The organism is Denitrificimonas caeni (assembly GCF_905120345.1).
Lineage (GTDB): Bacteria > Pseudomonadota > Gammaproteobacteria > Pseudomonadales > Pseudomonadaceae > Denitrificimonas > Denitrificimonas caeni_A.
This window is the reverse complement of record NZ_CAJHOA010000003.1, coordinates 48412-71988: the sequence shown is the minus strand read 5'-3', so window position 1 is coordinate 71988 and position 23577 is coordinate 48412. Positions and strand designations below refer to the sequence as shown.

Genomic DNA, 23577 nt, shown 5'->3' with positions numbered 1-23577 from the left:
TGTACTCACGCTTGTATGAGTTCACCTCATTGTTTGTTCAATACCCGCTTCGGCTATTAACCAGTCCACAAAAATCTGCATATTTTTAGTTAGTTGTAGGTCTTTCGGATAGACCAGATAGTACGAATACGTATCTAAGCAGATGTCAAAGAGCTGCACTAATCTGCCGTCGGCAAGGTATGCTTTCAAAAGAGTCGGACACCCCAGCATAATGCCCTGATTATTAAGGATGGATTGTAATCGAACGTTAGTGTCATCAATGGTCAAGTTCGCCGATAAATTCACTGGGCCAGCGTTGGCTTTCTCTACCCAAGCATCCCAAGCAGAATGGTCCTCGTCATGAATGAGGACATATTTAGCTAGATCCGCCGGCGTGGAGGGACGGCCCTGTTCCTTGATGAATTCGGCACTGCAAATCGGTGTCAAATTACCTGGCACTAACAGATGAGACTGTAGGTCAGGCCAATCACCCTTGCCCCAGATAATTTCAAGATCAATATTTTCCGTATTGAAGTCCATTATTTTAATGGTGTGAATCAGATCAATCCTAATTTGCGGCCACTTGCCCCAGAAGCCATTCAGTCGATGCGCCAGCCAGCCACCGGAAAAAAACGGCCGCAGGGCTATGCGCAAAGAATCAGAATCGCGATTACGGACAGTATCTTGAATGGCACGAGCGATCTGATCAAAGGGCTGTTTTAGGGCTTGATATAAACGCAGACCTTCTGGAGTCAACGACAAGGCACGGTTCTGGCGGATAAACAGTTTGACCTCAAGATAGTCCTCAAGCACTCGAATCTGGTGACTGACTGCTGACGGTGAGACCAAAAGATCGTCTGCTGCACGAGTAAAGTTGAGGTGTCCTGCGGCAACTACAAAGGTTTTTAACGCATTAAGTAAAGGCAGATGTAACATAGTTTTTGTTCCTTTTGACAGATACAAGCAAATCAAACCATTGCTATTCTTATTGCTTCCTCGCGGCCTAGAGCAATGAGAAGCACAGCGGTAATGGCGGTATCGGCATACGATTTAAGGCAGCACTAAAACCTTAACAACTAAAGTCGCTGGAGCATTTACAGTTCTGATCGCGATCAGTAGTAACGGACCAGCAGCACCCCTGTCCCATGGCTGAACGATTGACTTTGCTCTTAATTAAATAGCTTTCTGTAGGCTTGAACACAGGTCAATCTTCAAGGTCAGACGAACGTAGATGAAGCCTAACCATATCAGTTCTCTGACTGCGTCAAACCACAACGATGCTGGCATTGAGATTGCTGTGTTTAACAGACAATGTATTGTTCAACAGCGTCGCTATTACGCTTTATGTCTCGACTGAGGGTTGATCAAAACTCGTCTCAGGCAATCATAGGCTAATAGATAAGTTATGCTTGTAGTTTAAACCTATTCGCTCTGCAGAATTCATGCTTAGTCACTTAGCAACTCATCAATAAGTATTAAAAAACGCGCAGTTCCTTACGAAACTGCGCGTTTTTTAATTATTCAGCTAATACTGATTTAGCTATACAACTAAAGATAAGGGATACATAGTAAGCCGTCCCTTATTTAGCTTTATGACTTAAGTATTATTTTGCATCAGCGGCCTGCACGGCGAGCAGCATCAGGACCAAAGTTATTTGGAGTAAGTCCACCTTTGTTTACCGTATAACCTGTGGGTCGCTCATTGATCAGGTTAAAGGCTAAATAATCGCCCGACAGCAAGTCATGATATAAGCCAACCCCAGAAAACCAGCCTTGCAACTCGGGGAGATGGATATAATTCAACACTGAGGTGCGCCATAATTCGCCATGACTGTCGTAATTGTCACCCATAATGGCAAACCAGCTATCTTCATCAACATAGATATCTCGCGTGGCATACAGATGGCGGTATCCTGGTTTAAGCTCTCCTCGAATAACCCAAACACGATGCAGTTCATAGCGCATCACCTCGGGTTTGATGTGGCCTGTGCTCAGGATGTCATCGTATTTTAATTTTTCAGAGTGAATACCGTAGTTATTGTAAGGAATGTATAGTTCCTTCTTGCCGATTATCTTCCAATCGTAACGGTGCCCACTATTACTATAGATCCTCACTTCATCAACAGTCATGGAGCCACCCGTACCAGGATAAACCATGTCATAACCATAGCCCGGCGACAGTCGTACGCGTCGAGTGCCAGGATCATAGCGCCAACTCTGTAATGGCGACGTGCTGTAGTCCCACGCATTCAAGCCAGTGAGTACCTCACCACTGTCACGCAATGGCAGTATTGTTTCGTTCATGTAGTACGACGATTTTTCTGTTGTGCGGGTATGCTTAATTTTTCCTGGCTCATTACCGGGTGCCAGCGCACGAGTCGCAACGCGCCCCCAGCTCACCTTTCAGTTACTGACGCCATAGCTATCGCCAGGCAGCGCCTGGGTAAATATCGATACTGCATATTATTATTGTCCTGTTACTCGTGTTGAGTATCTCTCTGCCTGAAGTGAGCTCAGGCTCTTGATGAAGTGCTTGCTAGGGATAAGGGTATCAACCCCAATACGCTTGACCGCCATCGAGTGGTATTGTGGCTCCGGTTAAATAACGAGCGTTATCACTGACGAGGAAAGCCACGGTGCGACCAATATCCTCTTCACACTCACCTACGCGACGCAATGGAATGCTATTGAAGAACGCTTCTGCTTCAGTCGGGTTGCTATCAATCCAGCCTTTCAGGCCTGGAGATAAAGCATGCGGAGCAATCACGTTAACGCGAATCCCATCCACGCCCACTCGCAAGCAGCGCCACGACTGATGGAGCGTATGGCTTCTTTGGTTGCCCCATATAGGCTATAGCCGGTCGCGTCCCAACGCACAGCAGCTGAGGACGCCAGATTAATCACCGCACCATCCCCCTTGAGATGCGGATAAGCAGCGCGCATCATCCGCAGAGTCGCCAAAGGTCCAGAGTCAATGCCCTTCATAAAGGTTTCATCGCTGACATCCAGCAGACGCCCTAAAGGTACAACCTGTGCGTTATTGACCAGAATCTGCAGCCCACCAAAGGCTTCGACCACCTCGGCAACACAGCGATCAATATCATCTTGGCTCATCACATCACAGATCACTGCCATAGCTGTGCCGCCGCGACGACGGATTTCTTCACAAGTTTCTTCCAACGTGGCCAGGGTACGACCGGCAACAGCAACCTTGGCACCCTCTGCGGCAAGGGCATAAGCAATCCCCTGTCCGACGCCTTGACCGCCACCGGTAATCAATGCAACTTTGTCTTTAAGCATAGTCATCAATAGTTTCTCTTGTTGTTATTAAGTCGGTACGCAAACGAGTCCGCACCGAGCAAGGCTGCGACGATCACAACGAATTACTTTGCAGGCCAACCCAATTGACTGCGCGTTTGTGCCTCGTCGTACACTTTAATCATCCGTGCCACTTTGCCGTTTTCATCAGGGCTGAGGAAATAAGCAAAGTGTGATTTTGCTACTTTACCGGTCGGTGCCACTGGGCCGTCGGGGCCTGTATGTTTAATAATACTGGTGCCAAAAAAAGCGATCGTGCCCTTCTCATTATGAGTGACGTCTTCCAGCACATAGTCGGTACCCTCTCTAAAAATAGCGTAGTACACCTCAGCAATTTTGCTCACGTAACCTTCAACTGTATGCACGTCGGCATAGGTACCTGACTGACAAATAAACTCAGCATCGTCAGCCACGTACTGCTTACAACTTTCCCAGCCTTTGGCTGATTCACACTGATGAAAGAACTTAGTTGCGTTCTCAAACCACGTTGTCATGTTATTCATCGTTGCATCACACCTCAGTCGTTGTTGTTAAAATACGCCGGTACAAGATATTTATGGCGACCAGCGTCATAGCGCAGCCCAGTGAGCAACGGTAGGTTAATACCCGCTCTACGGCCTGCAAGGGTCAACAACTTAAGACTTATTTGTCGATATTTCCTCGTCTGTCGAGACGATGATTAAAAGGCGCTCTCAGGTGCTTCCCAACCTCAAAAAACGCATTTTTAAGACAAATAAAAGAGTGAGAAGTCACTGCCGAATAGCGACTTTAGCCGCGCTAAGCCACGTCCATACAGACGACGTATGATTCTCAAAACGATGGTGATTATCGTCAGCCAGGACGCTGTGACCGGCATCAAGAAGAAGGAATACACAACTCAATAAACCCTCTGGACACGCACTAGATTTTAGTCGCATAACAATCGATTTGTTATTGAAACTAAGCCGCGACGCGCTCGCTGTGGAGTGGTCGGATGCTGAATGTGCCACTTTGCGTGATTAATGCATTAGATGGTGATGGCGTACGCCGTGAACCTTTGCGGCTCGGATGGGAGAAGTGTTATGTACTTTACGCATCGATGACATCATGCGACGCACTGATATTCAACTGGACAGAATATCATGCACTGAGAGCAATATTAGAGCGGAAATTTTATCTGAAGTGGTGTCTGGTTAACCTTATGCGGCGTGTGCGATTGACACCGCGTGTTTATACAACCTTACGTATTATCCTTTGCTATATCTCTGGGGCGCCGCTCTGCAATAAACCGTTCAAAATCTTCGACTGTTAAAGGCTTAGCGAAAAGATAACCTTGGATATAATCACAGGACAGCGCTTTTAAAAATGCGAGTTGCTCTTCACTATCAACACCTTCAGCCACAGTCTTAAGGTTTAAATTGTGTGCTAATGCGATAGTCGCACGAACAATATGCTCATCAGAACCGTCTCCACCAATACCAATAATAAAGCTACGATCTATTTTTAATTGGTTCGCATCAAGCGCCTTTAAATAGCTCATCGACGAATAGCCCGTACCAAAGTCATCAATCGATAAGCTGACACCCGCTTGTTTAAGCTGTTTCAGATTATCCATCACACTGTCGGAATTGGTCATCAGGGTTGTTTCTGTAATTTCAACAGAGAGCTGTGCAACGGGGATAGAAAAGCTCTTCATCATGCCCAACAGGCGCTTAGCTAAAGAATCTCTGGCCAGCTGGAGTGCAGAAATATTCATAGAAATCTTACCAAACGCCACACCACGACGATTCCATTCGGCCATTTGCTGAAATAAATTCTTCATTAGCCAAACGCCTATGTCTAGGATTTGCCCCGTCTCCTCAGCTAGAGCGATAAACTCACTCGGTGAGACCCACTCTCCATCAGCGATCTGCCAACGCATCAGGGCTTCTGCACCGTAAAGATGCCCCGTAGTCGTCTCAATCTGTGGCTGGTAACGCAAACTAAGGGCTGTTTCTGAGCGCAACGCTATTTCTAGCTGTTGCTGAAGGTAGACACGTCGTCTTACCAGTGCATCCATCCCCTCATCAAAAAAGCGAAACGTATTTTTACCGGCATGCTTAGCACGATACATCGCCATATCTGCTTGGCGTAACATATTCGATGCATCGGATGTTTTGCTATTACCGATTGCAACGCCAGCACTGCAGGTGATATTAAACACACCATCACCGAAATGAAAAGACTTCGTAATAGCCATAACAACCTTGCTAACAAAGCTTGTTAACTGCTGTTGGCTCTCTACTTCTTTGACTAATATCGCAAACTCGTCACCACCCAAGCGGGCCAGTAAGTAGTTGTCATTCATTAAGCTCTGCAGATTAGCTGTGGTATGGATTAAGAGCTCATCACCTGCTGCATGGCCCATGGTGTCATTTACATCTTTAAAACGATCAAGATTGATAAATATAACAGCCATGTTCATTTGCTCGGAGTTTGCAAAGTCCTGATGTAAGCGTCGCTCAAAGTAGCGTCGATTCGGTAAATCGGTTAAAGAATCATGATCAGCGATATACAAAGCTTTTTGCTCAGCTTTTTTACGCGCAGTGACATCTTCCTGAACGGCAATAAAATGCTCAATATTATTATGTTCATCAAAAATAGGTGTAATCGTCTGCTCAACCATCAGAGTATGGCCTAGCTTGTGCCGGTTAATGACTTCGCCTCGCCAACTTTGACCAGACAAAATGGTCATCCATAACGCACTATAAAAATCTTTCTGTTGATAGCCTGAGTTTAAAACCCTAGGATTTTTTCCTTTGACCTCGGCAAAAGAATAACCAGTCAACACGGTAAATGCGTTGTTAATCCAATGAATTTCACCCTGTTTATTCGTAATAAAAACGGCATTCGCCGTACTTCTAATAGCAGTGCTTAGCAAGTGTATATCGCCAAGAGCTTGCCAGCGTTTTTCACGTAGGATGGCAATCACTAACGTCACAACAAGAGTAATAATTGAAATAACCAGCAAAAATAAGCGCATTATTCTCTCGTCATGCCGCCAAGCAGCAAGCGCTAACGCTTCATCAGACACTAACACCAAGATTAACGGCAACAAGGACGTCGAGCGATAGCTCACCAAGTACTCACGCTCAGTAATGGTTGTACGAAATTGCCCCCAACTTTTTCCTTTAACACGCTTTAAGATGAAAGCAGAATCAGGCGCAACTGCACCCGATGCGAGGAGCTCTTCACCATCGTAGCGATACAAGTGGATATACGAGCCAAAAGATTCAGTAACCGAGGTGAAAAGATTGTAAAAGTACTGAGGATTGATTGAGGCGACCAGCACCCGTGATAACTGACCCTGTGCATCACGCACAGGCACACAGAAGGGGATATAAGAATGGGCCGACTGCGCGGCAAAAGGATCATTGGGGTAACGACCCTTGCGCGGAGTTTCAAGCACAAACTCCGTCAATGGTTCATTCTTAAGCACAGCAAGACAAGAATAAGCTCCGTTACTGCCCTTACTTTTTGTTACAGACGCAATCACTACTCCATCAGTATCGAGCAGATCAATTGCTCTGAGCTGTAGAGAAATACGTAATTGATCATGCAATACATTATTAATATCCAAGCTAGAAGCTTGTGCAGATAAACTTTCAGCAAGCGTTTGCATTGAGCTATTGACCGACTGAAACGACCGCACGACCGTATCTTCAAGCGCATGCAGCAAGACCGCATTGCTTGTATCCTGCTCAGCGAGACTTCTTGCGTCACCTTGACGCGCAATATATTGCAGTGCCCCCCAAAAACAGAGCAAAAGGAATAATCCTGCAAGAAAAACCCACTTTTGGCGAAAAGCAGCATTTTTCAATAAAGAAACGATATCAGCTAACACAGGTCAAATAGATTCCATAGAATAAAGAAGCAATACAACAACTCATTACATTATTATCCAACATGACTATCAGCAGTGGGTATTCTATATGAGACGACAGTCCAGACTTATTTTTTTAACAAACAATCGCCTCAATCGTCGACTACTGAGCTTTATCTTTTCATGTTTGATCAGTGTAGTCTTCCAGCACAACGCCTTTGCTGTGTCGGACACAGAACAAAAAATCAAACAATCGGGCAAATTACAGGTGTGTATCTGGCCTGATTATTTTTCTATCTCTTACAAAAACAAAAAAACAGGCCAGTTAGAAGGCATTGATATCGATCTCTCACAAGAGCTGGCCAAGGACTTGGGGGTTGAGGTTGAATATGTCGTCACTCACTTTGGCGTTTTCATGAGTGATCTACAGCAAGAGCGATGCGATATCGCTATGTTTGGTGTAGGTATCACAGAGGAACGCGCTAAAAAAATCGAGTATAGCGAACCTTATCTAAGTAGCAGTATGTATGGTGTTGCCAGTAAAACAAACCCTATTCTTGAAAGCTGGGAATCGATGGATCAGCCTGATGTTATCGTCTGTGTGCAAAAGGGCACTTATATGGAAGGAGCGATGCGCAAGAGTTTAAAGAATGCCGAGCTCATGACGGTGACACAAAATAGTCAAAGGGAGATTGAAGTGCGCTCGGGTCGTGCCGATGTCTTCATCACAGATTATCCTTATGGTCAAAAAATGCTGCAAATGTACGACTGGGCAAAACTCTTAACGCCAAAGCAAGCGACAGAGCAGACTCAGTACGCTTACGCCATTAAAAAAGGACAACCTGAATGGCTAGAAAGAATTAATATTTTTGTACAAGCAATCAAAATTGACGGCCGTCTTGAGCGTGCTGCACAAAAAAATAACTTACTTCCTATTGCATTAATTAAAGGCTAATTTCTCCTCGTACTAGCGCAAGTGACCCTCTCATTCATTCTGGACAGTACTTTAAGCGTCTCTCAGCAACAACGGATGCAACTCCCCCACCCGATAAGGTCCTGATTAGTTGTAGTGTGCATGCCGTCTACCTTACTAACGACATGCACACTACCCTGCCAAAAAATGCACAGCCCTTGCGCAACTGTGCGTCTTCTTTATTTCCAAGCGAATCAACCTGACCAGCCCATTTAAGCTTTATGCGTACTCTTCACGCAACTGCTTAGCGGCGACCACCATGTGCTCTAAGGCCGCTTTGGTTTCTGGCCAGCCGCGAGTTTTTAGACCGCAATCGGGGTTGGCCCACAGGTGCTCAACTGGAATGCGCTTGGCTGCTTTACGGAGCAAGTTAGCCATTTCTTCGCTATCTGGCACGCGTGGTGAGTGAATATCGTACACACCTGGACCAATGTCGTTCGGGTAGTGGAATGTTTCAAAGGCTTCTAGCAACTCCATATCTGAACGTGAAGTTTCAATGGTAATAACGTCCGCGTCCATCGCTGCGATGGAGTCGATCACGTCGTTAAACTCGCTGTAGCACATGTGGGTGTGAATCTGCGTTTCATCACGTACGCCACTGGCGGTGAGACGGAAAGCTTCAGTGGCCCAATCCAAGTAGTTTTTCCACTCAGCTTTGCGCAATGGTAAACCTTCACGGAATGCCGCTTCGTCAATCTGAATGATCTTGATGCCCGCGGCTTCCAGATCAACCACTTCATCACGAATCGCGAGGGCCAATTGACGTGCTTGTTCTTCACGTGAAACGTCTTCACGCGGGAACGACCACATCAGCATGGTCACGGGACCGGTCAGCATACCTTTCATGATTTTATTCGTCTGCTGCTGTGCATATTCAATCCACTCAACGGTCATCGCTTTCGGACGGGTTAAGTCACCGAAGATCACCGCCGGTTTTACACAACGTGAACCATAGCTCTGTACCCAACCAAAACGGGTGAACAGGTAGCCGTCCAGTTGCTCAGCAAAGTATTCAACCATATCGTTACGCTCGGCTTCGCCGTGTACTAACACATCAAGGTCTAGCTCTTCTTGCACTTTAACTGCGTGCTGGATTTCTTTCTGCATTGCATGTTTGTAGTCTGCTTCGTTCAGTTTGCCCTGACGGAACGCTAAACGTGTCCCACGGATTTCAGCGGTCTGTGGAAACGAACCAATCGTGGTGGTTGGGAACAGTGGTAAATCCAAACGCTCACGTTGCAGCTTGATACGTTCAGCAAAGACTGATTTACGTTGGCTGTCTGCTGCGGTAACTGCCGCTAAACGCACCTGTACTTCGGGCTTGTGAATACGAGGTGAATTGGCGCGGCTCTCTTGCACTTTACGGCTCTCAGCCAGTGCGGCTTTAACTTTTGGGTTGTCTGGGTTGTTCAGTGCTTCAGCTAAGATGGCCACTTCTGCTGACTTTTGTACAGCAAAGGCGAGCCAGCTTTTTAATTCTTCATCGAGCTGATCTTCACGGTTTAAATCAACCGGGCTGTGCAGTAATGAACAGGATGGTGCCACCCATAAACGGTCGCCTAAACGCTCGTGCGCATGCTTAAGCGTTTCTAATACTTTCTCCAGATCACAGCGCCATACATTCCGGCCGTTAACGACACCCAGTGATAACACTTTATAAGCAGGTAGACGGTCTAAAATCGTTGGGTACTGTTCTGGTGCACGTACGAGGTCGATGTGTAAGCCATCAACAGGTAATGCTGCGGCTAAACCGAGGTTATCTTCTAGACCAGAGAAATACGTCGCAACTAACTTCTTAATCGGCTCACGTTGTAGCAAGTTATAGGCTCGCTCAAACGCATTTTTCCACTCTTGTGGTAAATCAAGGCTCAGAATCGGCTCATCAACTTGTACCCACTCAACACCTTGTGCAGCCAAGCGCTGAAAAATTTCGCCATAGATTGGCAGTAATTTATCGAGTAAGTCTAGTTTGTTAAACTCTTCGCCTTTCACTTTCCCCAACCATAACCAAGTCAATGGACCGATCACCACAGGTTTAACGTTGTGACCCAGCTCTAAAGCTTCGTCAACTTCTTCAAACAACTGCTCCCAGCTTAAAGAAAACTCTTGGTCTGCAGTCAGCTCGGGTACTAAATAGTGGTAGTTAGTGTCAAACCATTTGGTCATTTCTTGAGCGTGAGCACCGCCACAACAACTGCTCTCTACAACACCACGGCCCATGGCAAATAAGGTATCAAGCGTTGGTTTTTCGCCCGCTTTAACAAAACGTTCTGGAACGACACCGAAAGTCAGTGAGTGAGTCAAGACTTGGTCGTACCAAGCAAAGTCCCCGACCGGTACTAAGTCTAGACCGGCATCTTTCTGAATCTGCCAGTGCTTAGCACGCAATTCACGGCCCACTTGACGTAAACTGTCTACATTAATGTCGCCTTTCCAATACGCTTCAACTGCTTTTTTTAATTCGCGATCGCCACCAATGCGGGGAAAACCTAAGTTATGTGCTACGGCCATGATTGCTCTCCTCTAAGTTAATGGCGCTATTGTCATGGTCGAGCGTGAATGAGACAAACTCAAAATATTATCGATGATCAATAGTTTTATTCATGTTGCCACTTAAGGAATTCTCATGTTGGATATTCGCCACCTCAAGACGCTCGGCGCTTTACGTGATGCAGGCAGCTTAGTCGAGGCAGCAGAACGTCTGCACCTCACCCAATCAGCCCTCTCCCACCAGTTTAAAGAAATGGAAGAGCGCCTCGATATGCAACTGTTCGTGCGTAAGACCAAACCGGTACGTTTTACCAGTGCCGGCTTACGTTTACTCAGATTGGCCGATGAAGTGTTACCGCTGATGCGCGGGGCGGAGCGTGATATTACGCGCTTACAAGGTGGCTCGGCTGGACGTTTGCATATGGCCATTGAATGCCACAGTTGTTTTCAATGGCTGATGCCGACCATTGATCAGTTTCGTGATGCTTGGCCGGAAGTAGAATTGGATTTGGCCTCAGGCTTCTCTTTTGCGCCGTTACCAGCATTAGCGCGTGGCGATCTGGATTTAGTGGTGACGTCTGATCCTGTTGAGCTCACCGGTATCAGCTATATCCCACTGTTTACTTATGAAGCCCTGTTAGCCGTGGCAAAACAGCATCCTCTGGCGCAGAAAGCCTATGTAGAACCTGAAGATTTACGTAATGAGACGCTGATCACCTACCCAGTCGATCACGATCGCTTGGATATTTTCAATCACTTTTTAGAGCCCGCCGATGTCGAGCCGGCACAAGTACGCACCTCTGAACTCACGGTGATGATGATGCAATTGGTGGCCAGTGGCCGCGGGGTCTGTTGCTTACCGAACTGGGCAATGCATGAATACAGCTCTAAGGGCTATGTCAGTGCTCGTCGCTTAGGTGAAGACGGTCTGTTCTCGACTCTCTATGCAGCGGTGCGTACCGATATGCTCGATGCTGCGTTTATGAAGGATTTTTTACTGACGGCTAAAGACACATCATTTACCACATTAGCCGGTGTGAGTGCGGTTAAAGAATAACCGCACTACAGACTCATGCGTGGCTAGCCCAGCAAGATCATTGCCCAGACTACGGCAATGACGCTCATGCCAACCATTTGCGCGGCGCTACCCATATCCTTAGCATTTTTAGACAGAGGATGTCGCTCTAAGGAAATACGGTCAATCGCGGCTTCAATCGCTGAGTTAAACAGTTCGATTATTAACGACAGTAAACACACCGCCACCATTAAGGCTCGCTCGCCACGAGACACATCGAGAAAGAAACTGATCGGAATTAAAATAGCGTTGAGTAACAGCAGTTGACGAAACGCAGCCTCACCAACAAACGCGGCACGTAGGCCAGCCCATGAATAGCCAGCAGCATTAACAATACGCCGAACACCGGCTTGGCCTTTAAATGGCGATGACATAAATACCTTTTCTAAGCAGTGACACAACGAACAACATCAGCATGGCGTCCTTGCCCAATCACACTACTGACGTAAGGACTATTTAGCTTTGTGGAATAGATTCCATTTGCTGCAACAATAAAGCAGCTTGCGTACGTGTACGTACATTTAGCTTACGGAAAATTGCGGTAACATGCGCTTTGACAGTTGCCTCTGACACGTTTAAGTCGTAAGCGATTTGCTTATTGAGCAAACCATCACAAACCATCGTCAGAACACGGAACTGCTGTGGCGTTAAGCTAGCTAAGCCTGCACTGGCAGCTTTTTCGTCTGCGGTCACTGCAGCGGTGGCAGCTGTTTGTGCAGGCCACCAAACATCGCCATCTAAAACAACTTGTACGGCTTTTTGAATATCTTCTAATGCGCTGGACTTTGGAATAAAACCGCTAGCACCAAACTCACGTGCACGAGCCATTACTGTAGATTCTTCTTGTGCTGAGATCATCATCACTGGAATTTGTGGATACTGCCCCCGCAGTAACACCAACCCAGAAAAACCATGTGCGCCTGGCATATTTAAATCCAGCAACACTAAGTCCCAATCTGATTTTTCTTGCAAACAACTTTCAAGCTGCGCAATATTTTCTGCTTCGACTAAACGTACAGCACTCCCCAAACTCAGCGTCAGTGCTTGACGCAAAGCACTTCTGAATAATGGGTGGTCATCTGTAATCAGTATTTCATAGGCAGCCATCATTTAGGATCCTGTTTCTTTATTATAGTAGCGCTGTGTACCTTACCGTTCAGTGTCGAAGCGGCCACATATAAGACCATAACGTACCGCCCTCACGTCTATACAGGTAATCACAAGCATATATGCTAATGTATTTTGTCTTACAATCTACGACTCATAGTACAGAAAACCTAGCCAAAGGTCTTATATTACGAAGAAAAAATCTCATTATTCAATGGCATAGTGCCATATTGAGTATTAGTAACGAATAAAGTGTTCGCGGTAATACTTCAGCTCGGCGATTGAGTCTTGGATATCTGCCAAAGCCAAGTGCGCCTCACCTTTTTTAAAACCATCACGAATCTCTGGTGCCCAGCGCGCAGCCAGCTCTTTAACCGTTGAGACATCTAAATTACGGTAGTGGAAATAGGCTTCAAGCTTAGGCATATATCGGTATAAAAAACGGCGATCTTGGCAAATACTATTGCCGCAAATAGGCGAAGCATTGGCCGGTAACCATTTTTCTAAAAAAGCAATGGTCTCAGCTTCAGCTTCAGCTTCAGTAATACGACTCTCACGTACACGCTGAGTTAAACCACTGCCGCCGTGCTGACGCGTATTCCACTCGTCCATACCAGCAAGCACTTCATCCGACTGGTGAATCGCCAGTACAGGGCCTTCTGCGAGGATATTGAGCTGGCTATCGGTCACGATAGTGGCCATTTCAATGATCAGGTCATTATCGGTATCCAACCCGGTCATTTCCAAATCAATCCAAATTAAGTTTTGTGCACTGTACATGGCTCACCTCAACGTTATGCAACCTGCCGACACCGCGACAGACGGGTGGTTTAAATGCAGTTTTTTAAGACATCAATCAATATTTGATTCTGCTCATCAGTACCGATGCTGATGCGTAAAAATTGCTCAATACGCTCCTGTTTAAAGTGACGTACCAGCACGCCTTGCTCTCGCAATTGCGCAGCCAACTCTTGTGCATCACGGCTCTTATGGCGTGCAAAGACAAAGTTGGCAGCAGACGGTAGCACTTCAAAACCTAGCGCACTTAATGCTTCAACCACCCACTCACGACTAGCAATAACTTTATTGCGGGTGAAGTGGAAGTGATCTGCATCAGCAAAAGCAGCGGCGGCACCGGCAATAGCAGCACGATCGAGCGGATAGGAGTTAAAGCTATTTTTCACGCGCTCCAAACCTTCGATCAAATCAGGATGGCCCACAGCAATGCCAACCCGTAAACCGGCCAAGGAACGTGATTTTGACAAGGTTTGCGTGACCAACAAGTTATCGTATTTTTTTACCAAGCTGATCGCTGAATCACCACCAAAATCAATATAAGCTTCATCCACCAAGACCACTGAATCAGGATTGGCTGTTAAAACCTGCTCAATCTTATCGAGTTCTAACAAGCAGCCCGTCGGTGCATTCGGGTTAGGAAAGATAATGCCGCCATTAGGCTGCTGATAATCAGCCACACGAATTTGGAAGTTTTCATCCAACGCAACGACCTGCTGTTTAATACCATACAAACCGCAATACACGGGATAAAAGCTATAGCTGATATCCGGAAACAACAGCGGTTTGTCATGCTGAAACAAAGCATGGAAAGCATGCGCAAGCACTTCATCGGAACCATTACCGACGAACACGTACTGCGGACCCACCGAGTAGTAATCAGCCACGGCATGTTTGAGTAGATCACTATTGGGATCAGGGTACAGACGCAGATCATCGTTCATTTGCGCCTGCATCGCAGCGATCGCTTTAGCCGAGGGTCCATAAGGATTCTCGTTGGTATTGAGCTTCACTAAACGATCAATCTTCGGTTGTTCGCCAGGCACATAAGGCACGAGGCTATTAACAAAAGGACTCCAAAACTTACTCACGTGTTGCGCTCCTAAACTGGGTCAATCGTCACACCCATGTCTGACGATTTAAATGCTCAACAACCGCCCTTGGGGGCGATTAAACTATCATTTTAATCCGCTTTAATACGATACTCTGCTGATCGCGCATGCGCCGTTAATGACTCACCGCGCGCCAAAACTGATGCTGTTTTACCCAACTCAGAGGCACCTTCAGGACTGCAGTAAATAATCGACGAACGCTTCTGGAAGTCATACACCCCTAACGGTGACGAAAAGCGTGCGGTGCCAGATGTCGGCAACACGTGGTTCGGCCCGGCACAGTAATCACCTAAAGCTTCAGCAGTGTAACGGCCCATAAAGATCGCACCCGCATGACGAATCAACGGTAGCAGTTCTTCTGGGTTCTCTACCGACAACTCTAAGTGCTCTGGAGCAATACGGTTAGCCACTTCAATGGCTTGCGTCATATCAGCAACATGAATCAATGCACCACGCTCACGCAGTGACACGCGGGCAATACTTTCACGCTCTAAGGTCGGCAATAAACGCTGCATACTTTCCTCAACGCGGTCGAGAAAGTCCGCATCAGGACTGAGCAGAATGGATTGTGCGTCTTCATCGTGCTCCGCTTGTGAAAACAAATCCATGGCAATCCAATCAGGATCAGTTTTGCCATCACACACCACTAGAATCTCGGAAGGTCCAGCGATCATATCGATGCCGACTTTACCAAATACGTGGCGCTTAGCCGTGGCCACATAGATATTGCCAGGACCAACAATTTTATCCACCGGCGGTACACTTTCAGTACCGTAGGCCAACGCAGCAACAGCTTGCGCACCACCAATGGTAAAGACACGATCGACACCAGCAATCGCCGCGGCAGCCAGTACTAACTCGTTAATTTCGCCACGCGGGGTAGGCACCACCATCACGACTTCAGGTACGCCAGCCACTTTCGCAGGAATGGCGTTCATCAATACAGAAGAAGGATAGGATGCTTTACCACCAGGCACATAAAGACCCGCGCGATCCAGAGGGGTGATTTTTTGGCCCAGCACGGTGCCATCAGCTTCTTGGTAACGCCATGAGTCTTGCACCTGACGCTCATGGTACAGACGCACACGTTCAGCCGCGGTTTCCAGCGCAATACGTTGCTCAGGAGTAATACGAGTTAACGCCAACTCAAGACGCTCGCGTGGCAGAATCAAATCACTCATCTGCGCGACATCAAGACCATCAAACTGACGGGTATAATCGACTAATGCAGCATCACCACGCGTACGCACATTATCAATAATATCCAGTACGCGTTGATTAACGCTGGCATCAGAAACGCTTTCCCAGCTTAATAGCTGATCAAGTTGGGTGTTAAAATCTGCATCTTGGGCATTTAAACGTCGAACAATAGTCACTGCAGTCATAGCGGGCCTCTATAATAAACAAACATTCGGGCGCCGCCAGACTAGCAAACCTTCTGCGCGGGCACCCGATCAATTCGGCTATGACGCAGATAGGTCGTGTGCATCAGCACACAAGCAGACATTACTATCAGTGTCGTGCGTTAATCGCAGCACTTAGGGTATTAATTAGCGCTTGAATATCCGCGTGCTTCATCTTCATCGAGGCACGATTGACGATTAAACGCGAACTGATATGTGCGATCAGTTCTTGCGGCTCCAAACCATTGGCGCGCAAGGTATTACCCGTATCAACCACATCAATAATTTTATCAGCCAAACCCACTAGCGGCGCCAGCTCCATAGAGCCGTACAACTTAATGATATCAACTTGGCGACCTTGCTCAGCATAGTAGCGTTTAGCCACATTAACGAACTTAGTTGCGACGCGTAAACGGCCCGTTGGCTCAGGCGTATCAACAGGGCCGGCAGTCATCAACTTACACTTAGCAATCTGTAAGTCGAGTGGTTCATACAAACCTTGACCACCGTACTCAAGTAGTACGTCTTTACCAGCGACACCTAAGTCAGCGGCGCCCAGCTCAACATAGGTTGGCACATCGGTGGCACGTACGATCAGTAAACGCACATCATCACGTGTGGTAGGGATGATCAATTTACGACTTTTTTCTGGATTTTCGGTCGGCACAATACCCGCTTGCTCTAACAGCGGCAAGGTATCGTCCAGAATCCGACCTTTTGACAATGCAATAGTTAACATAAGACTAGCCCGGTACTCGACGGATTTTCGCACCGAGGAGTTGCATTTTTTCCTCGATACATTCGTAACCACGGTCAATGTGATAAATGCGGTCAATCAGAGTGTCACCCTCGGTCATCAGGGCAGCAATCACTAAGCTGGCTGAAGCGCGTAAATCTGTCGCCATGACAGGCGCAGCTTTCAGCATAGGGATGCCTGTGACAATCGCGGTATTACCTTCAATTTGAATTTTCGCACCCATGCGCTGCATTTCTAACGCGTGCATAAAGCGGTTTTCAAAGATGGTTTCAATCACGGTGCCCGTACCTTCCGCCAATGCATTCAAGGCAATAAATTGCGCTTGCATATCGGTTGGAAACGCAGGATATGGTGCGGTGCGTACACTGACTGCTTTCGGACGCTTGCCGTGCATATTCAGCTCAATCCAATCGTCCCCAGTGGTGATTTCTGCACCGGCTTCTTGCAGCTTAGAGAGCACCGCTTCAAGAATAGTTGGATCAGTGTCTTTCAGCTTAACGCGACCACCTGTAACCGCTGCTGCAACCAAGTATGTGCCAGTTTCAATACGATCAGGCATCACATGATAACGCGCGCCACCCAGCTTTTCGACACCGTCAATAATAATGGTATCAGTACCTGCGCCTTGAATTTTTGCACCCATGGCGATCAGGCAGTTGGCTAAGTCAATAATCTCTGGTTCACGCGCAGCGTTCTCTAGCGTGGTGCGGCCTTTAGCTAAAGTCGCCGCCATTAGAATATTTTCAGTGCCGGTCACGCTGACAATATCAAAGAAGAAGTTACCGCCACGCAAACCACCTTCCGGTGCTTTAGCTTTAATATAACCATCTTCTACAGTAATGATCGCACCCAAAGCTTCTAAACCGCGGATGTGTAAATCAACTGGACGTGAACCAATCGCACAACCACCAGGCAAAGCCACTTCAGCTTGGCCAAAATGCGCAACCATCGGTCCAAGTACCAAGATAGACGCACGCATGGTTTTCACTAAATCATAGGGTGCAATCAGCGTTTTAATCGTGCGCGGATCAATTTCGACACTCAGCTTTTCATCAATAACCGGTTCAATGCCCATTCGGCCAAACAACTCAATCATCGTGGTAATATCGTGCAGGTGCGGTAAGTTGCACACAGTCACCGGCGCGCTGGCCAATAAAGTTGCCGCAAGAATAGGCAACGCAGCGTTCTTCGCGCCTGAAATACGAATCTCACCGTCTAAACGATGACCTCCGCTAATAATTAGCTTATCCATTAGAATCTCGTTTGGTTGCTTTAAGAGCGTTCGGCCCAAGCCGTGCGAGTATAAAACTTCATCGTAACCGCGTGAATACTGCCATCCGCAATCCAAGGATTAATCACTGCATAAACCTGTTGCTGACGCTTAACAGGGCTTAATGTTGCTAAGTCGTCACTGACTATATTCAGTTGGAAATTACAGCCTTCGCCTTCAACTTCAACCTGTGTGTTTAATAGTTTTTCTTCTAACAGTTGTTTTACTGCTACAGCTTGCATAGTTAACCTCATTAACAGCGGTCAGCATCTTTGCGGCCGCTACATTAGCACTTATTCAGTCGTTACTGCACAGACAAGATCAGGGCTCAATACCGAGGATATCGGTTAAGCCACAGACTTCGGCAATTTTACGCATATCTTCAGGTAATTGGCTCACTTCAACGGTTTTACCGTACTTTTCGCCATCGCGCATAAAGGCTAATAATAAAGCCAATCCAACACTGCTGGATTTCTCTACCTCAGCACAATTCAATTGTAATTTTTTCGCCGTATTCGCACGGATTAGGGCTTCGCCTTGTTGACGTAAAAGCGCTCCACTGCTGTGATCCAACACACCTTTAATGTGCAGAACACCGAGTTCATCAATAGTGACACTCGCCTGTGACTGACTCACACGCCCTCCTGCGCAACACGTGTTTTAGCGACGGTCTCAACCCAGTTGTCAATCACCCGATCAAGATCTTGCGCATTACGCTGCATGGCTTCGGCAAACTGATCACGAAACAGCTTACCGAGGTTGATGCCATTAATAATCACATTACGCATACGCCAATCATTATTAATTTTAACCATGGTGTAAGACACCGGATAAATAACACCTTTATGATCAGTCACTTCCATCCGCACTTCACTGCGTTGATCGCCTTGTGCGACGCTGCCAGGTAGTACACGGATACTTTGATTATCGTATTCCAACAAGGCGTTGCCATAAAACTGCATCAGACTGCGTTTAAAGTTCTCCTGAAAACGCTGCATCTGCTCAGGTGTCGCGCGACGCGAATAACGTACTGTCATGACACTTCTGGAAATACCATCAGCATCGACTACAGCACCTAAAATAGAGTCCATAGCATTATAAAAAGCAGTGGGGTCAGTGCGGTATTTATCTTTATTGGCTTTTAAATCAGCCAACAGACTATTGGTGGTTTGCTCAACCACCGTGTGCGCATCCGTTGCAGCAACGCTGATACCAGTAAAGGCTAACAGGGTAAATAGTAAAGCATGACGTAACATAGCCAACATAACGATTAATCCTGATTAACTGTATTCATTAAGAACTTACCAATCAGCTCTTCGAGTACCAAAGAGGATTGCGTATCATAAATAACATCACCATCTTTTAAGATGTCATCTTCGCCGCCGACACTGAAGCTGATATATTTTTCACCCAGCAAACCTGCAGTTAAAATCGATGCAGTGGTATCGGTTGGCAAATTGTTAACGCTGCGCTGCACTTCCATCGTAACCCGACCCGTATAGGTTTCGGTGTCAAAATCAATGGCAACCACCTTGCCCACGGTCACCCCAGCCATAGTTACTTTAGCTCGCGTGGTTAAACCAGCAATATTGTCAAAATGAGCGGTCAATCTATAGGTATCGGTACTTGTGGCAACGGTTAAGCCACTGACTCTCAGAGCCAACAACAGTAACGCGAGAATACCTGCCAACAAAAACACACCCACACTAATCTCTACGGCGCGGATTCGCATCAGAAATCTCCAAACATTAAAGCGGTCAAAATAAAGTCCAAACCTAACACCGCTAACGAGGCATAGACCACTGTACGCGTCGTGGCACGACTGATACCTTCTGAGGTTGGCTCACAGTCGTAGCCTTGGAATACAGCGATCCAAGTGACCACAAAAGCAAACACCACACTTTTAATCACACCATTGAGCACATCACTATAAAAGTCGACACTGTTGGTCATATTGCCCCAATACGAACCTTCATAAACGCCCAACCAATCAACGGCGACCATAGCGCCGCCCCAAATACCCACTACAGAAAAAATCGCTGCCAGAAAGGGCATCGAAATAAAGCCAGCCCATAAACGTGGCGCAACAATATACTTAAGTGGATCAACCCCAATCATCTCCAGACTCGACAATTGCTCAGTGGATTTCATATTGCCAATTTCTGCGGTTAAAGCAGAGCCAGCACGTCCAGCAAACAACAATGCAGTCACCACCGGTCCTAATTCACGCAATAAAGTTAGCGCAACCATCTGCCCAACGGCTTGTTCGGAACCGAAGTCAACCAAGATACTATAGCCTTGCAACGCCAGCACCATGCCAATAAACAAACCTGAAACAATAATAATCGCCAGCGACAACACGCCAACTGAATACAACTGCTTAACCAATAAATGCACACCCGTACCGGCACCACCGCGTCCGACCAACACATGCCATAAAAATATCAGCGAACGGCCCAACGCTTGCACGATGTCCAGCCCTGAGCGGCCCAGCAATGCAATACGATCCAATAACGACTTGCGCGCCATTTAGCGACCTCCTAGTAAGTCGTCACGATAATCGCGAGCATTAAAGTGAAACGGCACCGGACCATCTGGAATACCCTGCATAAATTGCCGAATACGTGGATTGTCTGAGTTCATTAACTCGTCAGGCTTACCTTGCCCTAACACTTGACCATCACCCAGAACATACAAATAGTCAGCAATACTCGCGGTTTCAGCGAGATCATGAGAAACCACCACACTGGTGATGCCTAATGCATCATTGAGCAAGCGAATCAAACGTACCAAGACACCTTTAGCAATCGGATCTTGACCAACAAAGGGCTCGTCATACAATAAAATATCCGGATCTAAAGCAATCGCTCGCGCTAAAGCAACACGACGTTTCATACCACCGGACAGCTCATCCGGCATCAGATCAATTGCACCGCGTAAACCGACGGCTTGCAACTTCATTAAAACAATATCGCGAATCATTTCTTCGGGCAGCTTAGTGTGCACGCGCAGTGGAAAAGCGACGTTTTCAAAGACATTTAAATCAGTAAAGAGCGCCCCACTTTGAAACAACACGCCAAATTGCTTACGCATATCAAATAAATCACTGCGCGATAAGCTCGGCAGATTCTGTCCGTTGACCCACACTTCACCTTTTTCAGGCTTTAACTGTGCCGCCATCAGACGCAATAATGTTGTTTTACCGCAACCCGATGGACCCATCACGCCAGTCACTTTGCCACGCTGGAAGCGGATATCAACATTATCAAAGATTTTCCGTGAACCCCGTTGAAAGGTCACAGCTTTTAGCTCTACGGCGAAAGCATCGTCAGCCGACATATAAACTCCCGCTAAATAACATAGATTTGCTGAAACATAAGTCATCTGCACATTGTTTTAGCATGCAATAAACCGAGCAATATAGCACTGTCAGAGCAGACACCCAATAGACAAGGAGAGCGGTTGCACAAAACAGTGCCGTCCCTCACATAGCCTCTTTACGCAAAAAAGGCACTTAAAGTGCCTTTTTATAGTGTATGCACGCAGTTTAGCAATTAATGCTGATGACCACCTTCACCGTGGACATGACCATGCGCCAGCTCTTCTTCGCTCGCCGCACGGACACTGATGACCTTAACTTTGAAATTAAGTTGTTGGCCAGCCAAAGGATGATTGCCATCAATAGTGACTTGATCACCATCAATATCGCGGACAGTCACAATTTGCATACCGCCATCGGGCGCGGAGGCATGGAACTGCATACCCACTTCCAGCTCATCAACGCCTTCAAACATTTCACGACCCAAACTGGTGATCAACTCAACGCTGTACTCACCGTAGGCATCTTCCGGCTCAATGCTTACTTCCAGCTCATCGCCGACAGTTTTGCCGAGCAATGCATTTTCTAAACCAGCAATAATATTGCCTGCACCATGCAAATAAACCAACGGCTCCGCACCAGCAGAACTGTCAATTACTTCGCCAGCGTCGTTACTGAGTGTGTAGTCAATGGCGACAACGTGTTGATTGGCGATCAGCATAAAATAAGAACCTTTATCAAAATGAATGTAAGCGAAAGTTTACCTGCACCTGAGCTGTAATGCGACTTTAGATTAAATAGACTAATGCGTACTTGACCTAACTCTATCTAGCACACGAAGATTGGGAAACCTTATATATGGTCCGGCCTTTATTTTGTTACATTGGGTCGCATCCAATTTTTCATTTTATGCAGTAAAAGGATCTTCAATGTCGTCTCGAAACGTATTGGTTATTAATAGCGGCAGTTCTTCTATTAAATTCGCATTAGTGAATGAAGACAGCGAACAATTTCTGATCCAAGGTTTAGCTGAGCGCTTAGGCAGCAGCGAAGCCGTTCTTAACTGGCAATTGGGTGATGAAAAGCATGTTGCGCAATTGCATGGTGCCGACCATAAAGAAGCATTTGCCCGCTTACTGCCGCTCGTACAAAAAGCCAGCCATGGCCAATTGACCGGTATTGGTCACCGCGTGGTCCACGGTGGCGCGCATTTTACTGAAGCGTCTGCGTTGAACCGTGAAGTCATTGATGTGATTCGTCGCGCCGCGGTACTGGCGCCATTACACAACCCAGCAGGTCTAATCGGCATTGAGGCAGCGATGGCGCTGTATCCTGAACTGACGCAAGTGGCTGTATTTGACACGGCGTTCCACCAAACGATGCCGCCACATGCGTATCGCTATGCTGTGCCTGAACACCTATATACCGATCATAACGTCCGTCGTTACGGCTTCCATGGCACCAGCCACATGTATGTCAGCCGCAAAGCAGCGGCCATGACCGGTCTCCCAGTAGAAGACAGCTGCTGGCTAACCGCTCATTTGGGTAATGGCTGCTCCACTGCTGCGGTGGTGAATGGCGAGAGCTTAGACACCAGCATGGGCTTAACACCACTGGAAGGCTTAGTCATGGGCACTCGCAGTGGTGATGTCGACCCAAGCCTGCACAATCACTTAGCACGTACTTTAGGCTGGGATACTCAGCGCATTGAAACAGTACTGACCAAAGAAAGTGGCCTACTAGGCTTATCCGGTCTCTCTAACGATATGCGTACCCTGATCGAAGCCCGTGAAAAAGGTGACGAGCGTGCAACACTAGCCATTGAAGTATTCTGCTACCGTTTAGCTAAATCTTTGGCCGGGATGGCCTGCGCACTGCCTAAACTGGACGGTTTAATTTTTACCGGTGGTATCGGTGAAAACGCCAGCTTAGTACGTAGCAAAACCCTTGATTACCTGCGTTTGTTCAATTTTAAACTCGATGAAGCAGCAAACCTGAAGTGTGTTCGCGGTGTAGGCGGTATGATCAGTGCCGACAATCATCCGCGTGTTTTGGTTGTACCAACCAACGAAGAACGCCAGATCGCTGTTGAAACACTGGCTTTAATCGACGCTCACGCTTAATACAGGACGCTTGAT

Annotated in this window: 22 protein-coding genes and 1 pseudogene; 3 read left to right on the top strand and 20 right to left on the bottom strand. The window is 47.0% G+C overall.

Features of this window, described 5'->3' with window-relative positions:
- Positions 1–21 precede the first annotated feature (21 nt).
- From JYJ62_RS06490 to JYJ62_RS06470, 5 genes and pseudogenes are all read right to left on the bottom strand, one after another.
- Positions 22–915, bottom strand: a complete 894-nt coding sequence (locus JYJ62_RS06490) for a LysR substrate-binding domain-containing protein (RefSeq protein WP_205341399.1) — start codon at positions 913–915, stop codon at positions 22–24.
- A 678-nt stretch (positions 916–1593) separates the two neighbouring features.
- The gene (locus JYJ62_RS06485; RefSeq protein ID WP_232365732.1) at positions 1594–2379 is read right to left on the bottom strand and encodes a DUF1329 domain-containing protein; all 786 of its coding nucleotides are present in this window, start codon (positions 2377–2379) and stop codon (positions 1594–1596) included.
- A 151-nt stretch (positions 2380–2530) separates the two neighbouring features.
- Positions 2531–3279 (bottom strand): annotated as a pseudogene (locus tag JYJ62_RS06480) (SDR family NAD(P)-dependent oxidoreductase).
- A gap of 83 nt (positions 3280–3362) precedes the next feature.
- Entirely contained in the window at positions 3363–3800 is a 438-nt protein-coding gene (locus tag JYJ62_RS06475) for a hypothetical protein (RefSeq protein WP_205341398.1), read from the bottom strand.
- 716 nt (positions 3801–4516) lie between these two features.
- Positions 4517–7159, bottom strand: a complete 2643-nt coding sequence (locus tag JYJ62_RS06470; RefSeq protein ID WP_205341397.1) for an EAL domain-containing protein — start codon at positions 7157–7159, stop codon at positions 4517–4519.
- Positions 7160–7247: 88 nt separating this feature from the next.
- On the opposite strand from JYJ62_RS06470, the gene JYJ62_RS06465 reads away from it, so the two are divergent.
- Positions 7248–8093 carry an ABC transporter substrate-binding protein gene (locus JYJ62_RS06465; RefSeq protein ID WP_205341396.1) on the top strand — a complete coding sequence of 282 codons (846 nt, stop codon included), beginning with the start codon at positions 7248–7250 and terminating at the stop codon, positions 8091–8093.
- A gap of 237 nt (positions 8094–8330) precedes the next feature.
- Here the strand turns inward: JYJ62_RS06465 and metE are convergent, their stop codons facing one another.
- Positions 8331–10622 carry a 5-methyltetrahydropteroyltriglutamate--homocysteine S-methyltransferase gene (gene metE / locus JYJ62_RS06460; RefSeq protein WP_205341395.1) on the bottom strand — a complete coding sequence of 764 codons (2292 nt, stop codon included), beginning with the start codon at positions 10620–10622 and terminating at the stop codon, positions 8331–8333.
- Between the two features lie 115 nt (positions 10623–10737).
- On the opposite strand from metE, the gene metR reads away from it, so the two are divergent.
- A complete protein-coding gene (gene metR / locus JYJ62_RS06455; protein WP_205341394.1) occupies positions 10738–11658 on the top strand; it encodes a transcriptional regulator MetR in 921 nt (306 codons plus the stop codon).
- A gap of 23 nt (positions 11659–11681) precedes the next feature.
- Here the strand turns inward: metR and JYJ62_RS06450 are convergent, their stop codons facing one another.
- From JYJ62_RS06450 to JYJ62_RS06385, 14 genes are all read right to left on the bottom strand, one after another.
- Entirely contained in the window at positions 11682–12050 is a 369-nt protein-coding gene (locus JYJ62_RS06450) for a diacylglycerol kinase (protein ID WP_205341393.1), read from the bottom strand.
- 82 nt (positions 12051–12132) lie between these two features.
- A complete protein-coding gene (gene erdR, locus JYJ62_RS06445) occupies positions 12133–12783 on the bottom strand; it encodes a response regulator transcription factor ErdR (RefSeq protein ID WP_205341705.1) in 651 nt (216 codons plus the stop codon).
- A 237-nt stretch (positions 12784–13020) separates the two neighbouring features.
- Positions 13021–13563, bottom strand: coding sequence for an oligoribonuclease (orn, locus tag JYJ62_RS06440; protein ID WP_205341392.1), 543 nt, complete (start codon positions 13561–13563; stop codon positions 13021–13023).
- Between the two features lie 50 nt (positions 13564–13613).
- A complete protein-coding gene (gene hisC, locus JYJ62_RS06435) occupies positions 13614–14669 on the bottom strand; it encodes a histidinol-phosphate transaminase (protein ID WP_205341391.1) in 1056 nt (351 codons plus the stop codon).
- A gap of 92 nt (positions 14670–14761) precedes the next feature.
- Positions 14762–16075, bottom strand: coding sequence for a histidinol dehydrogenase (hisD, locus tag JYJ62_RS06430; protein WP_205341390.1), 1314 nt, complete (start codon positions 16073–16075; stop codon positions 14762–14764).
- Between the two features lie 127 nt (positions 16076–16202).
- Positions 16203–16832: an ATP phosphoribosyltransferase gene (gene hisG / locus JYJ62_RS06425; RefSeq protein ID WP_205341389.1), complete on the bottom strand. Its 630-nt coding sequence runs from the start codon at positions 16830–16832 to the stop codon at positions 16203–16205.
- Between the two features lie 4 nt (positions 16833–16836).
- Positions 16837–18102: a UDP-N-acetylglucosamine 1-carboxyvinyltransferase gene (gene murA / locus JYJ62_RS06420; RefSeq protein WP_205341388.1), complete on the bottom strand. Its 1266-nt coding sequence runs from the start codon at positions 18100–18102 to the stop codon at positions 16837–16839.
- 20 nt (positions 18103–18122) lie between these two features.
- Positions 18123–18362 (bottom strand): BolA family protein, encoded by a 240-nt coding sequence (locus JYJ62_RS06415; protein WP_205341387.1) that lies wholly within the window; start codon positions 18360–18362, stop codon positions 18123–18125.
- A gap of 79 nt (positions 18363–18441) precedes the next feature.
- Positions 18442–18756, bottom strand: a complete 315-nt coding sequence (locus tag JYJ62_RS06410) for an STAS domain-containing protein (protein WP_205341386.1) — start codon at positions 18754–18756, stop codon at positions 18442–18444.
- Positions 18753–19385: an MlaC/ttg2D family ABC transporter substrate-binding protein gene (locus JYJ62_RS06405; protein WP_205341385.1), complete on the bottom strand. Its 633-nt coding sequence runs from the start codon at positions 19383–19385 to the stop codon at positions 18753–18755. Before JYJ62_RS06405 ends, JYJ62_RS06410 begins: the two co-directional genes overlap by 4 nt.
- A 5-nt stretch (positions 19386–19390) precedes the next feature.
- The gene (gene mlaD, locus JYJ62_RS06400) at positions 19391–19852 is read right to left on the bottom strand and encodes an outer membrane lipid asymmetry maintenance protein MlaD (protein ID WP_205341384.1); all 462 of its coding nucleotides are present in this window, start codon (positions 19850–19852) and stop codon (positions 19391–19393) included.
- Entirely contained in the window at positions 19852–20649 is a 798-nt protein-coding gene (mlaE, locus tag JYJ62_RS06395; RefSeq protein WP_205341383.1) for a lipid asymmetry maintenance ABC transporter permease subunit MlaE, read from the bottom strand. Before mlaE ends, mlaD begins: the two co-directional genes overlap by 1 nt.
- A complete protein-coding gene (locus JYJ62_RS06390) occupies positions 20650–21459 on the bottom strand; it encodes an ABC transporter ATP-binding protein (RefSeq protein ID WP_205341382.1) in 810 nt (269 codons plus the stop codon).
- 215 nt (positions 21460–21674) lie between these two features.
- Entirely contained in the window at positions 21675–22160 is a 486-nt protein-coding gene (locus JYJ62_RS06385; protein WP_205341381.1) for an FKBP-type peptidyl-prolyl cis-trans isomerase, read from the bottom strand.
- A 208-nt stretch (positions 22161–22368) separates the two neighbouring features.
- On the opposite strand from JYJ62_RS06385, the gene JYJ62_RS06380 reads away from it, so the two are divergent.
- Positions 22369–23562 (top strand): acetate kinase, encoded by a 1194-nt coding sequence (locus JYJ62_RS06380; protein WP_205341380.1) that lies wholly within the window; start codon positions 22369–22371, stop codon positions 23560–23562.
- Positions 23563–23577 lie beyond the last annotated feature (15 nt).